Origin of the sequence: Pseudomonas sp. GR 6-02 (assembly GCF_001655615.1) — a bacterium.
Taxonomy (GTDB): domain Bacteria; phylum Pseudomonadota; class Gammaproteobacteria; order Pseudomonadales; family Pseudomonadaceae; genus Aquipseudomonas.
In genome coordinates this window covers 3054445-3067645 of the sequence record NZ_CP011567.1, presented here as the reverse complement: position 1 = coordinate 3067645, position 13201 = coordinate 3054445, and the positions used below count along the sequence as shown (strand labels likewise).

10 protein-coding genes are annotated in these 13201 nt (G+C 60.5%); 7 read left to right on the top strand and 3 right to left on the bottom strand.

Translation table 11 applies throughout. The annotated features are described in order from the left end of the window. Window positions 1–134: 134 nt before the first annotated feature. The 4 genes from PGR6_RS13600 to PGR6_RS13585 all read left to right on the top strand — a co-directional run bounded on the left by PGR6_RS13600 (window position 135) and on the right by PGR6_RS13585 (window position 5301). Entirely contained in the window at window positions 135–1334 is a 1200-nt protein-coding gene (locus tag PGR6_RS13600; RefSeq protein WP_237229618.1) for a c-type cytochrome, read from the top strand. Continuing rightward, window positions 1331–1804 (top strand): (2Fe-2S)-binding protein, encoded by a 474-nt coding sequence (locus PGR6_RS13595; protein WP_064617683.1) that lies wholly within the window; start codon window positions 1331–1333, stop codon window positions 1802–1804. Before PGR6_RS13600 ends, PGR6_RS13595 begins: the two co-directional genes overlap by 4 nt. Then, window positions 1801–4038 (top strand): xanthine dehydrogenase family protein molybdopterin-binding subunit, encoded by a 2238-nt coding sequence (locus PGR6_RS13590; RefSeq protein WP_064617681.1) that lies wholly within the window; start codon window positions 1801–1803, stop codon window positions 4036–4038. The genes PGR6_RS13595 and PGR6_RS13590 overlap by 4 nt, the downstream gene beginning before the upstream one ends. Window positions 4039–4188: 150 nt before the next feature. Continuing rightward, window positions 4189–5301 carry an alkene reductase gene (locus PGR6_RS13585; protein ID WP_018929048.1) on the top strand — a complete coding sequence of 371 codons (1113 nt, stop codon included), beginning with the start codon at window positions 4189–4191 and terminating at the stop codon, window positions 5299–5301. 114 nt (window positions 5302–5415) lie between these two features. Here the strand turns inward: PGR6_RS13585 and ydiJ are convergent, their stop codons facing one another. Continuing rightward, entirely contained in the window at window positions 5416–8445 is a 3030-nt protein-coding gene (gene ydiJ, locus PGR6_RS13580) for a D-2-hydroxyglutarate dehydrogenase YdiJ (RefSeq protein WP_064617679.1), read from the bottom strand. Between the two features lie 160 nt (window positions 8446–8605). Between ydiJ and PGR6_RS13575 the strand changes: the two genes are divergently transcribed. Together PGR6_RS13575 and PGR6_RS13570 are read left to right on the top strand one after the other, a co-directional pair. Beyond that, window positions 8606–9490 (top strand): LysR substrate-binding domain-containing protein, encoded by an 885-nt coding sequence (locus PGR6_RS13575; RefSeq protein WP_026286638.1) that lies wholly within the window; start codon window positions 8606–8608, stop codon window positions 9488–9490. A 108-nt stretch (window positions 9491–9598) separates the two neighbouring features. Next, complete coding sequence (locus tag PGR6_RS13570) at window positions 9599–10285, top strand: phytanoyl-CoA dioxygenase family protein (RefSeq protein ID WP_064617676.1); 687 nt, start codon at window positions 9599–9601, stop codon at window positions 10283–10285. A 116-nt stretch (window positions 10286–10401) separates the two neighbouring features. On the opposite strand, the gene PGR6_RS13565 is transcribed toward PGR6_RS13570, so the two are convergent. Next, complete coding sequence (locus tag PGR6_RS13565; protein ID WP_064617675.1) at window positions 10402–10893, bottom strand: helix-turn-helix domain-containing protein; 492 nt, start codon at window positions 10891–10893, stop codon at window positions 10402–10404. A 99-nt stretch (window positions 10894–10992) separates the two neighbouring features. Continuing rightward, on the bottom strand, window positions 10993–11829 hold the full coding sequence (locus PGR6_RS13560) for an AraC family transcriptional regulator (RefSeq protein ID WP_064617673.1): 837 nt from the start codon (window positions 11827–11829) through the stop codon (window positions 10993–10995). A gap of 382 nt (window positions 11830–12211) precedes the next feature. Here PGR6_RS13560 and PGR6_RS13555 point away from each other — a divergent pair, with 382 nt between their 5' ends. Beyond that, window positions 12212–12925, top strand: a complete 714-nt coding sequence (locus PGR6_RS13555; RefSeq protein WP_064617671.1) for a class I SAM-dependent methyltransferase — start codon at window positions 12212–12214, stop codon at window positions 12923–12925. Window positions 12926–13201: the final 276 nt, after the last annotated feature.

The following is a 13201-nucleotide window of genomic DNA, read 5'->3' as shown; positions in this document are numbered from 1 at the left end:
ATCCCGAATCCCTCATCGATGCGCATTGCGCGCCTCTCGCGTTGCAAACCCTCATGAAGGGCAATTTCCTGAGATCCAGCCCCCTCTGGATCAGCGCGGCCGTCCTCGCTTCGATAGGTGCAATCGGCGCAGCGATGCTGATATGGCGCCCGGCGATAGCACCGATTGAGCGCCCGCGAACGTTCGATGCCGCGCAATTGCAGCGCGGTGCGCGGGTGGTCGAAGCAGGCGATTGTGCGGTGTGCCATACGCGTCCGGGCGGTCAATACATGGCAGGCGGGCTGCCGCTGGTGACGCCGTTCGGCACGCTCTATAGCACCAACATCACACCTGATCCGCAGACCGGTATCGGCCAATGGTCACTGCCGGCGTTCGAGCGGGCGATGCGTGAAGGGATCTCCCGCGACGGCCACTTCCTGTACCCCGCCTTCCCGTACGTGCACTACCGGCGCATGAGCGAAGGCGACATTGCCGACGCGTATGCGTACTTGATGAGCAGTCCTGCCGTGAACTCACCGGCCATGCAAAACCGCATGAATTTCCCGATGAACATCCGGCCGCTGGTGTCGTTCTGGAATCTGCTGTTCCTGCATGCAAAGCCGCTGACGCCGGTGGCGCAGCAATCTGAAGCGTGGAATCGCGGACGTTATCTGGTTGAAGGCCCCGGCCACTGTGCGGGCTGCCATTCACCGTTGAACCTGATCGGTGCCGAGAAGTCCGGCGAAAGCCTCGCGGGCGGAGAGGTAGATGGCTGGGAGGCGCCTTCGCTGCTCGGCATGGCCCGTCGCACAAACCCGTGCAGCACTGAGCAGTTGGTCCACTATCTGCGGGCAGAAGTGGTGGACGGGCACGGCACAGCCGCGGGCCCGATGCGCCCGGTCAGCCTCAGTCTGGCTCGCTTGCCGGTCAGTGACGCCGAGGCGATTGCCGAGTATTTGCTGAGCCTGCAAACCAGGGCTGCGATCACCGAAATCCAACCCGGCGCCGGGAACGTTGAGACCTTGGACCAGACCAGCGGCGCCCTGCTGTTCGCCAGTGCCTGCGCCGGTTGTCATGCCCCTGCGGCGCCGATGCGCGAGATCGACGGGCGTCCGGCGCTGAATCGCACCTCGGCACTGCAAGCCCCAAGCGCACGCAACTTCCTGAAAACCGTGCTCGAAGGCGTGCCGGCAATGCCGGGCGTGCCCGGACCGGTCATGCCGCCGTTTGCCGCCAGCCTGGACAACGTTCAACTCATCGCCCTGGCGTCATACCTGCGCCAGCAAGCCAGGCCTGACCAACCCTGGACAGAGCTTTCTTCCACTATTGAAGCGATCCGTCAGGAGACGAAATGACCCAAGTCACGCTCAACGTCAACGGCTCGGCCCATGCATTGGAGCTGGAACCTGACATGCCGCTGCTCTATGCGCTGCGTAATCATCTGGGGCTGAACGGCGCCAAATACGGGTGTGGTTTGGGGCAGTGCGGCGCCTGTACGGTCATCGTCGACGACAAGCCGGTCTTTTCTTGTGTGACGCCCTGCGCGGGCCTTGAGGGCAAGAAGGTTCGAACGGTTGAAAGCCTCGGTTCTGCCGAACATCCCGGCCCTTTGCAAAAAGCCTTTATCGACAAACAGGCGGCCCAATGCGGCTACTGCATCGCCGGCATGCTGATGCGCGCGCAGTCATTGCTGGAGAGCAATCCGCACCCGGACGAGCAGACCATTCGCGAGCACATGGCAGGCAACCTGTGTCGTTGCGGCACCCACCTGCGGATTATCGAGGCAATCAGCCTGATGGCCGGGCAAAACGGGAGTGCGACATGACGATGGAGAAAAAAGTCGACCACAGTCGCCGGGCTTTCTTGCGTGGGGGTGCCTTGCTGGTGGCGTTTACCCTGGTGCCGGCAGCGCGTCGTGCATGGGCCGACACCGAAGTGGATACACTCGGCACGGTGGTGTTGGCACCTGATCTGCCCGGCAGCCTGCGCACCAATCCCTACCTCGATGCGTGGATCCGCGTGGGCCCTGAAGGCATCACCGTCTACACCGGCAAGGTCGAATTGGGCACTGGCGTCAAAACAGCCTTGCTGCAAATTGCCGCCGAACGTCTGGAGGTTTCGCCGACGGCGATCAACCTGCTGACGGCCGACACTGCCCTGACGCCCAACGAAGGCTACACCGCTGGCAGCCATAGCATTTTCGACAGCGGCACCGCGCTGTTCAACGCGGCGGCGCAGGTGCGTGAGTTATTGCTGCAGTCGGCCGGGCGCAGCTGGGAGGTGGCACCGCCACTGTTGACGACGCAGGAAGGCGTCATTCACGGCCCTGCCGGACAACGAATGTCCTACGCTGACGCCGTCGAAAACGTCGATCTGCACCTCTATGCCAAGTCCGAATCGCCGGCAATGCCCGCGACGGGCTTCAAGCTGATCGGGCATTCGCTGCAACGGCTGGATATTCCGGCAAAAGTCAGCGGCGGTCCTGCATTTGTTCAGGACATTCGTCTGCCGGGCATGCTGCACGCTCGGGTCATTCGCCCTCCTCGTCCCGGCTGCACGCTGGAGGCCTTCGACGCGGAGTCGATGAAAACGTTGTCCGGGGTTGTGCAGGTGATTCGCGACGGCAATTACCTTGCCGTGGTGGCGCGTGATGAATGGCAAGCGATCAAGGCCATGCGCAGCGGATATGAATCGGCGCGCTGGAGCGGTGGACAAGCGATACCCGAGTCACGGGACATCCACACATTGCTCGAGCGCCTGCCTTCACGCCGCTACCCGATCAGCCATGAGGGCACCCCACAGGTGGCGACCGACAAGAGCTATCGAGCGCGCGTGACCAAGCAATACCTGATGCACGGATCCATCGGCCCGTCCTGCGCCGTGGCCTGGTTCAAGGACGGCACCCTCACCGTCTGGACCCACACCCAAGGCGTGTATCCGCTGCGCGCCGGGATCGCCGAAATGGTGCGGCTACCGCCCGAGCGCGTTCGCTGTATCCACACCGAAGGGTCCGGTTGTTACGGCCACAACGGCGCAGACGATGCAGCGGCCGACGCGGCGTTGATTGCCATGCGAATACCGGGCACGCCGGTGCGAGTGCAGTGGATGCGCGAGCAGGAAAATCTCTGGGAACCCTACAGCTCGGCGATGGTGACTGAAGTGCAGGCCAATCTTGATGCGCAAGGTCGACTGCAGGACTGGAACTATGAACTGTGGACCACGCCGCATAACGAACGCATCGTCAACGCGGGCCGGTTGCTGCCGGCGCGACTGCTGGCCCGACCGTTCACCTCCGCGCCTTCGGTGCCCATCGCTCAACCTGAAGGCGACGGCGATCGCAATGCCGTGCCGCTGTACACGCTGGCATCCACGCGCATCAACATGAACTTCGTCACTGAGATGCCGTTTCGCACCTCTGCCATGCGCTCGCTGGGCGCGCACATCAACATCTTCGCAATCGAGGCGTGCATCGATGAGCTTGCCGCCAGGGCCGGGAGCGATCCGGTGGCCTTGCGCCTTGCCCATCTGGCGGATCCCCGGGCGCGGGCCGTGGTGGAGCGCGTGCGCGACGCCATCGGCTGGTCGCAAAAAAGCAGCGAACCTGGCGCGGGCATCGGCTTCGCGTTTGCCCGCTACAAAAACATCATGGGCTATTGCGCGATCGCGGTGCGCTTGCGCGTACATCCGCAGACCGGCGAGGTGCAGGTCGATCACGTCGTCACGGCGGTAGACGTCGGGCAAATCGTCAATCCCGATGGCCTGCGCAACCAGGTGGAAGGCGGGATCGTGCAGTCCACCAGTTGGACGCTGTATGAAAAAGTCGCCTATGACGCCGGGGGCATACGCAGTTACGACTGGAGTGGCTACCCGATCCTGCGCTTTTCGCAGGTGCCGAAAAAGGTCGACGTGCACCTGCTCGACCAGCCGGGACAGCCGTTTCTCGGCGCCGCCGAAATCGTCCAGGGACCGATGGCCGCCGCCCTCGGCAATGCCGTGGCGAACGCTACCGGCCGACGCTGGCTGAACCTTCCTTTGACCCGCTCGGAGCAACCGTCCTGACCCTGCGCAGCGTTGCGTTTCACGCAATGCAGCGTAGAGGCTGATGCGGATTATCAAGCGGCATGCAGCGGATTAACTTACGGCCATACGGTGCCTGGCCAAACGTCCATCGCCGCCCTGCTCCCTCTTTTCGAAATCTGGAGAAACTCTATGACGCAGCAACTGTTCCAACCCATCGCATTGGGGCCATACACACTCCCGCACCGAGTGGCGATGGCGCCGCTGACCCGCTCTCGTGCCGGGCAACCGGGCGATGTCCCTACGGCCATGAACGCCGAGTATTACCGTCAGCGTGCGAGTGCCGCATTGATCATCACCGAGGCGACGCAAATCTCCCGACAGGGCCAGGGCTATGCCTGGACCCCGGGCATCTACAGCGATGAGCAGGTACAGGCCTGGCGCGAAGTCAGCAGCCAGGTGCACGAGGCCGGCGGTTTGATCTTCATGCAACTCTGGCACGTGGGCCGCGTGTCGCACCCAAGCTTTCAGCCCGACAACGCCCTCCCGGTGGCCCCGAGCGCATTACCCGTGCCGGGCAAGACGTTCATCGTCGACGCGGATGGCAACGGTGTGTGGGGCGATGTGCCGGTTCCGCGGGCACTGGAAACCTCAGAGATCGCTGACATCATCAACGACTACCGCCGGGCCGCGCGCAATGCGCTGAACGCCGGGATGGATGGCGTGGAAATTCATGCCGGCAACGGCTATCTGTTGGATCAGTTCATCAACAGCAACAGTAACCAGCGCAAGGATAGCTACGGCGGCAGCCTGGAAAACCGTGCGCGCCTGTTATTGGAAGTGGTTGCGGCCGTCGTCGACGAAGTCGGTGCGCAGCGCGTGGGCGTACGCCTCACGCCGATGGGACGCTTCATGGGCATGGGCGATGAGACGCCGCAAGCTACGTTCGGCCACATCGTGCGTTCGTTGAACCAGTGGAATCTGGCCTACCTGCACCTCGTCGAGCCTGCCGTCGTTGGCACCGTCAAGGACGAGAACTTCGATCCGCGCTGGGATGCAATCATCGGCCAACTGCGTGCAGCGTGGGACGGCGTGCTGATGATCGCCGGTGGCTACGACCCCGAGACAGCGGAACAGGCCTTGATCGACGGCCGCGCGGACATCATCGCGTTCGGCAGACCGTTTCTGGCCAACCCTGATCTGCCACGGCGAATTCGCGACGGGTTGTCGCTCAATGCGCCGGATCCGAGCACCTTCTTCGGTGGCGATCAGCGTGGATACGTGGATTACCCGGCTCACTCCTGACAGGTGAATCCAGACCATCAATGCACCTTGGCGCGCCCGTGGGCGCCTCGTCCGACGGGCAGGAGCGCCGCGCCAAGGAACTGATGCTGCGTGCAATCAGCCGCAGCGTTTGCATCAGCGAACTGGCTGAACAATGCGCTCTAGCACAACCTCCAGTGGATGGCGCAATTGCGTGTTGGCGAAGCGCTTCACCTGACTGCGGCAGGAGTATCCCGTCGCCAGCGCCTCACCCTTTTTGTCCAGCTTGCCGGCCCATGACTGCTCGAAAATGGTCCGCGAGGTGTCCTGGTTCCGGGCTTCATGACCGTAGGTTCCAGACATGCCGCAGCAGCCGGTCGCCTCAGTCGTCAGCTTGAGCCCGAGCCGGGCAAAAACGGTTTCCCATTGCGAAGTGCTGGCCGGGACATTGGTTTTCTCGGTGCAGTGCGCCAACAAGCGGAATGTATCAGTCGCCGGATGCGGATTTTCCGGCAACGCATCGCAGAGCCATTCCTGGGGTAGCAGGACCTTTGGGCAATCGTTGAGCCCCGGTACTTTCTGATATTCCTGGCGGTAGACCAGGGTCATCGCCGGGTCCAGCCCCACCAGCGGCACTCCACAGTCGGCGAGCGCCTTGAGCTGATGGGCGTTGCGGATCGCCGCCTTGGCGAAGGCACCTAGGAAACCCTGCACATGCAAAGGCTTGCCGTTGGCGCTATAGGGCGCCAGAAACACCCGATAACCCAGCTGATGCGCCAACTGGATGAAGCTCGCCAGCAACGGGGTTTCGAAGTACCGGGTGAAGGCGTCCTGCACCAGCACCACGCTGCGCTCGCGTTGCGCGACAGTGAGCTCGCGCAAGGCTGGCACACTGGCGACAGCGACCTTGCAGCGGGTCAGCGTGGCCTGCAGGTTATGGCGATTGATCAACGGACTGTCGAGCATACCGACCTGTCGCTCAAGCAGACGGCTCACCCATTTCGAGCTCATCACCGCGTTGTACACACCTGGCGCGTAGGCCATGTAAGGCAGGGTGAACTCCAGCGAGCCGATCAAATAGTCGCGCAGCGGGCGTTGATAACGACCGTGGTACAGCTCCAGAAATCGCGAACGGAATTCCGGCACGTTGACCTTGACCGGGCATTGTCCCGCACAGGATTTACAGGCCAGACACCCCGCCATCGCGTCGTAGACCTCATGGGAGAAATCCGCCTCGCCGCGCGAGCGCGCCAGGTTGTTGCGCAACCGAGCTGGCAACCCGCTCAGCCACGACAATTTGCCTCGGGCCGCTTGCAGTACATCGATATTGGCCGCGCCTTGCAGACGCAACCACTCGCGAATCAATGAAGCCCTGCCCTTTGGCGAATGCTGGCGTTCACGGGTGGCTTTCCACGACGGGCACATCGCATCGTTGGGATCGTAGTTGTAGCAGGCGCCATTACCGTTGCAGTGCACGGCGGAGCCGAAGCTTTGCCACACGCGCTCGTCGATTTGCCGGTCCAGGTCACCACGCAGCGTGACTTCGTTGACCTTGAGCAAGCCTTGGGCGGCGTCCGGCGGAGTGCAGATTTTGCCGGGATTGAGCTGATTGTGCGGGTCGAACGCGCCCTTGAGCGATTGCAGCGCCGGGTACAGCTCGCCAAAAAACTCGGGGACATATTCCGAACGCAATCCTTTGCCGTGCTCACCCCACAGCAGCCCCCCATAACGCCGGGTCAGCTCGGCGACGGCATCGGAAATCGGCTTGACCAGAGCGGCCTGCGCCGGATCTTTCATATCCAGCGCCGGACGTACATGCAACACACCGGCATCGACGTGACCGAACATGCCATAGGCCAGGCCATGGCTATCCAGCAAGGCGCGGAACTCAGCGATGTAGTCAGCCAGTTTCTCCGGCGGCACGGCGGTGTCTTCGACGAAAGGCTGCGGGCGAACCTCGCCGTCAACGTTACCCAGCAGCCCGACCGAGCGTTTGCGCATGGTGTATACGCGGGTCACGGCTTCGGCCCCCTCGGCCAGGGTGTGGCCCAGTCGCTCAATCGTCGTGTCGGCCTGCAGATGCTCCACGAACGACGCCACGCGAGCATTTACGTCCGCCAGGTCTTCCCCGCTGAACTCCACCAGGTTGATGCCCAGCGTCGCGCGCCCGGCGTCCGTCGGGAAGTACTCGGCGACGCTGTGCCAGACAATGTCTTTCATCGCCAGCATCAACACTTTGGAGTCCACGGTTTCGATGGACAACGGCTTGTGCGCCAATAACGCATTAGCGTCGCGCAACGCATCCATGAAGCTGCTGTAGCGCACGTTCACCAACACCGAATACTTGGGAATCGGCAGCACGTTGAGCTTGGCTTCGACGATGTAGCCCAACGAACCTTCCGCACCGCACAGCACACTGTTGAGGTTGAAACGCCCGTGCTCGTCGCGCAGGTGCGCCAGGTCGTAACCGGTCAGGCAGCGGTTGAGTTTCGGGAACACCGACTCGATCAGGTCGGCCTGGGTTTCCTGAATGTGCCGCGCCGTCCGGTACACCTCGCCGATGCGGCCGGATTGCGTGCATGCCACTTCCAACTCCGCGTCGGACAGAGGCCGGCTGTGCAGGCGCTCGCCACCGAGCAGCACACTGTGCAGTTCCAGCACGTGATCGCGGGTCTTGCCATAGGTGCAACTCCCCTGGCCGCTGGCGTCGGTGTTGATCATGCCGCCGACGGTGGCGCGGTTGGACGTCGACAGCTCCGGGGCGAAGAACAGCCCATGGGGTTTGAGCGCGGCATTCAGCTGGTCCTTGACCACGCCCGCCTGCACCCGCACCCAACGCTCGGCGACGTTGATTTCCAGGATGGTGTTCATGTGCCGCGACAAGTCGACCACGATGCCATCGGTCAATGACTGGCCGTTGGTGCCGGTGCCGCCGCCTCGCGGGGTCAGCTTGATCTGGCGAAAGCGTGGTTCGGCCATCAAGGTCGCGATGCGTGCGATGTCGTCCGCGTCCATGGGGAACACCGCCGCTTGCGGCAGGCGCTGGTAAATCGAGTTATCGGTCGCCAGCACGGTGCGAGTGGCGTAGTCGGCGCTGAGCTGGCCACGAAAGCCGATGGCGCGCAGGGCCTGAAGAAATTCCGGGTAGTCTGCCGCAAGTGCAACGGTGGGCAACTGAGCGATCATCGCAGGCTGTTCTCTTGTCGGTCTAATCATGGGAAAAAATCAAAACACTTGTCGCCTGAGCATTAATGGGTCAGCCTCAGGTCGTCGGCTACGCCAATGATCCTGTAGGCTCTGGCGCCGGACAAACGGATAATCCTGCCGCTATCGATGACTTTTACGAATGAATTACCGTCACCTCACGCCCTCGATGTCGTTGCTGCTGGCCTTTGAGGCCGCCGCCCGCCATGAAAGCTACACCCGCGCCGCGATGGAACTGTCACTGACCCAAAGCGCCGTGAGCCGGCAAGTCCAGGCGCTGGAACAGCAACTGGGCCTGACGCTGTTTCGCCGTGAAGGCCGGCAAGTGCAGTTGACCGATGTCGGTCGTCTCTACCAGCGGGAAATGAGCGAAGCCCTCGGACGCATCCGCAGCGCCACGCTGCAAGCCATGGCTTATCAATCCGGCAGCGGCACCTTGCGCCTGGCCACCTTGCCGACTTTCGGCTCGAAGTGGTTATTGCCGCGCCTTCATGACTTCTACAAAACCCATCCCGGCATGCTGGTGCACATCAATTCCCGGATCGACGCCATCGACTTCGAAACCAGCGGTATCGATGCCGCGATCGTCGTCGGCAATGCCGATTTGCCGGGCCTGATCAGCCATCGCCTGCACACCGAAGAACTGATGGTGATCATTTCTCCAGAAGCGGCCGAGCTCCACGACGCCTGGACGCCGGAGCGCATTGGCGCACAGACACTGCTCAACGTCGCAAACAACGCTAACGTCTGGGGCGAGTGGTTCAGCCACCACGCCCTGCCCCATCGAATGATGCGGCTGGGGCCGAGTTTCGAACTCACCTCGCACTTGATCCAGGCCGTCAGGGCTGGCATCGGCATCGGTTTGGTGCCACGTATTCTAGTGGCCGACGAGTTGGCCAACGCAGAGCTGATCAGCCTCGACCAGCCGTTCGCCAGCCAGCGCAGCTACTACCTGACCTACCCGCCGCGTAACGAAATGCTGCCATCGCTTATCGCGTTCCGTACCTGGTTGCTGGAACAGATCTGAACGAGCGCGAAGAACAGGCTGTCCACTTTGTTCTTCTATGATGTCCATCAGTTGCGCGTGCAACTGCAGGATTTTTGATGCGTTGGTGGCAAGGGAATAGAGGAATCCATGACTGACCGCGAACAACTCCATCGAGATGGCTTTGCGCTGCTCCGTGGAGCGATCCCGGCCGAGTGGCTGGGTGACCTTCGTGCCGTGTTCGATGCGGGCGTGAAGCCGGCGGACCAATGGCCAGTGCCGCGTGGCATGGATTGGCGCCATTCGCTGCTGGATTCTGATTCGAAGATTCAGGCGGTGTGTCGTCTGCCGGAGCTGCTGACGGTGGTGGGTGAGCTGATCGGAGAGCGGTTTTTCCTCTCGCAGGTGGAGGGTCGCGAGCCCCTTGCAGGTGGCGGTCATCAGCAGCTGCACCGCGACTTGTCGGTCCAACGGCCAGGCGACATTGTGAACGCTATTGCTTACTTCGACGATTATGGCCCCGAGAACGGCGCAACACGTATCGTTCCCGGCAGCCATCGCCCTGACCAGGAAGCGCCGCCATACGACTTCAATGACGAGTCCCGGTCCGTGCAGCTTTCAGGCTCCGCGGGTGACATCCTGGTGTTTGATGCCGATTTAGTGCATGCGGGCAGTCTGAACTCGATCGGCGCACGCCGACGCTCCATCCTGATCAGCTATTTTTCGGAGCCTTTATACGCGTCACACCTGGAAACGGTGAGCCTGCGCAGTATCCGGATGGACACGACCGATCGGTTCGACCCTTCGGACTTTACCTGCTCAAGCCATCAAAAATAGCGGACCGAAAACCAACAAGGAGTGCCTGCTATCAATGGCAGCCCCCACCACACCCGTCCAACTGACAATCGGACGGGTGTGGTGGCCTTGATGGATTCTCCAGGGGGGATCCACCCCTACAGCTGGGACTTTTTTTGTGTCCGCCACTTTCCTGGGGGCATATTGAATTTACTGGAGAACATTCGGGTGAAATGGGCTTGATCAGCAAACCCGCACTCCAACCCCACTTGAGAAATAGAAAAATCAGTTTGCTCAAGGAATTCTTTCGCTCGGGTTAATCTTGCAAGCTGAAGCCAATCACGTGGGGAGTGGCCCGTAGCATTCTTGAAAGCTCGGGAGAAGTGACTTCGTGACAAGGAACACTCCTTGGCTACGGCCGAAACCTGAATGCCGCAATCAAGGTTTTCCATCATGACTTCTTTTGCTTTTCGCTCCTGCCAATAACTCAGTCTGCCCGGCCCGTTATTGGTCGCTATGAGTCGCAGATTGGCGCATGCCATCGTCATGATCGGCTCAGCGCCCAGCCCGGCGGCACCGATTGCGATGGATACCCGTTTGTCGCCTCCCTGGCTGGACTTGAAGACTTCTACAACGTCCACGTCGTTCATTGTGACCTCTCAATGTTGGAGACGAGGTCTATTGTGGCCAGCATCATTTTGGCGAAAGCGCTTGATCGGGCCGTCCATGCGCCCGTTTGGGCCAGATCGTTAGCGGGGTTTGCGTAGCCCGCTTGGGGTTAGACCCAGGTGGCGCTTGAACAGTCGAGCAAGGTATGAGGGGGAGTCCAGGCCTACCGCGAGGCTGACTTCGAGGATCGATAGTGAAGTGCATGAAACAAGCCGGGCGGCCGTTTCCACTCGGGTGCGGTTGGTGAAATCCAGCAGGGTTTCGCCCGTAATGTCTTTGAAGATACGAGTAAGGTGACGCCGTGACAGGTGGAACTCATGCCCAATCGACTCAATATCCAAATCTGTTTCCAGATTCTCCTGAATGTAGCGCTGTATGTCGCGAACCAGCGTCGCCTGCTGCTGATGTTCACTCGGCTGCGGCTGAGTCTGCTGACAAGCGATAACCCGCGCGCACTCCTCGAAGAGCAGATGATTGAGATGGGGTAATTGGCGCTGAAAGGCCTCCGCAGATGCACTGCCTTGCAGTTGGTCGTACAGGCGCAAGATACTTTCCAGCGTCTCTGTTCCTTGCCAGATCCCCGATCGATTTACCTGTTTGGCGAAACCGCTGTAACCGTTCATCTGTCCTTGATGTTTGATGTAAGAGGGATCGACATACAAGGTCATATGTTTCTCCCGCCCCGGAGCCGCTTGGGTTGCGTGTGCAAAGTCTGCCGGCACAAAGGAAAACAACTGGGGCGAAACGTGAGAAGTCTGGCTGCTTTCGGTCGACAGGAATAGCCCACCCTGGCGTGGTAACAGCAGCATATGACAGTCATGGGCGTGCCAATCCACGGCGTAGCCACTGGTGTCGCTAGTCTCCAAGTGAAACACTTCGGGCGACTGACCACTGAGCTTGGACGACATGTAGGCCATAAAATAGACCCCTTAATACAAGTGCACCGCTGCAATAGCCTCGTCGGGGCGGTTCTGAGCGGCGGATGGGGACCATCGGTAACAATAGATGCGTCATCATACATACCTTCCCAACGCCGCACGACCAGACCAAAGCGTCCCTCCCCCCCCTTGACTTGCGCCCGACCCACGCGCACTGCCGATCGCTGTGGATGACCCGGATCATCTCTCCATCAGGCAATACGCTCGAATAGTCAAAACATGGGTAACAGCCATTGGACTTGATCCGACGATGCAATTTTTTGAGGTATGCATTCCCTTCAGGAATGCTCCACATAAAATTAATGAATTTTTATTATTGCTGTGTCTGGCGTAGCTTGATTTCAGGACATGGAGAACCGCCTTGAAATCATCCCCTCTCAACTCAGAAAAATTTGATACCTCACGAGCCAATGAGTACGGACGACAGAGCCGTATTGCGCTAGCAGGATATGACGCCTGCCAAGACTTGGCGGCGTGCATGCTGGCGGCAAGCCTGGGCACTGCACGTTCGGCAAAAATACTTGTAGTTGGCGCTGGCGGTACGGCGCAGGAAATTGTTGCTATGGCCAAGCTTGAGCCGGGTTGGCGCTTCACGGCCGTTGATCCGTCCGAGCCGATGTTGGAGGCTGCAAAGCAGCAATTAGAGGCAAACAACTTGCTTGAAAGAACGGCCATGCATCTTGGGCATGTTGAAGACCTGGCAGCAGACGAGTCATACGACGCAGCGACCTTGATCGGGGTACTCCATCATCTCGATGGAGATGAAACCAAGCGACAAATTTTACGATCCATTCGGGCTCATCTAAAACCGGGGGCGCCGCTGATAGTCGCGGGGAATCAATACGCTTATGCCAGCCAGCCGCTACTGCTTGCGGCTTGGGGGCAGCGGTGGCGGCAGCATGGAGCCAGCCCGGATGAAGTGAAGGTCAAGCTTGGGAAAATCCTTCAAGGCGCTGATCCTCCACATTCCGAGGCGGCGGTTCAAAAACTCTTGCATGACGCCGGATTTGGAGACGCTACCCGTTTCTTCAGCAGCCTTTTCTGGGGGGCGTGGTTGACGTGCAAAGTGGTCTGAACATGATTGAAAGTATTAGATATACGTCGACCGTAACAGACCAATCGCGGGAAATCTATAATCACCAACGTCCACACCAAGCTCCGGATTTTAACGTTCCTGCCTCCCGGTACCGGCAAAGCGAGCTGTGCTATCAGGAGGTACCGGCGGAACTGGAGTACGGCGATGATGACGAAGTGCGAACAGTGCAAGCCAACGGGGAGCTCAACTGGTGAGGGTAGGAGCTCAAGCTGGGCCCGGGCGTTTACCGGTGAGCGTGTGGGCTTGCGCAGGACC

Bases quoted from the DNA above. Each gene is read 5' to 3' on its own strand.
- PGR6_RS13565 (WP_064617675.1), bottom strand. From the start codon at position 10,893: ATGAACGACGTGGACGTTGTAGAAGTCTTCAAGTCCAGCCAGGGAGGC.
- PGR6_RS13575 (WP_026286638.1), top strand. From the start codon at position 8,606: ATGAATTACCGTCACCTCACGCCCTCGATGTCGTTGCTGCTGGCCTTT.
- PGR6_RS13590 (WP_064617681.1), top strand. From the start codon at position 1,801: ATGACGATGGAGAAAAAAGTCGACCACAGTCGCCGGGCTTTCTTGCGT.
- PGR6_RS13595 (WP_064617683.1), top strand. From the start codon at position 1,331: ATGACCCAAGTCACGCTCAACGTCAACGGCTCGGCCCATGCATTGGAG.
- ydiJ (WP_064617679.1), bottom strand. From the start codon at position 8,445: ATGATCGCTCAGTTGCCCACCGTTGCACTTGCGGCAGACTACCCGGAA.
- PGR6_RS13570 (WP_064617676.1), top strand. From the start codon at position 9,599: ATGACTGACCGCGAACAACTCCATCGAGATGGCTTTGCGCTGCTCCGT.
- PGR6_RS13600 (WP_237229618.1), top strand. From the start codon at position 135: ATGCTGATATGGCGCCCGGCGATAGCACCGATTGAGCGCCCGCGAACG.
- PGR6_RS13585 (WP_018929048.1), top strand. From the start codon at position 4,189: ATGACGCAGCAACTGTTCCAACCCATCGCATTGGGGCCATACACACTC.
- PGR6_RS13560 (WP_064617673.1), bottom strand. From the start codon at position 11,829: ATGGCCTACATGTCGTCCAAGCTCAGTGGTCAGTCGCCCGAAGTGTTT.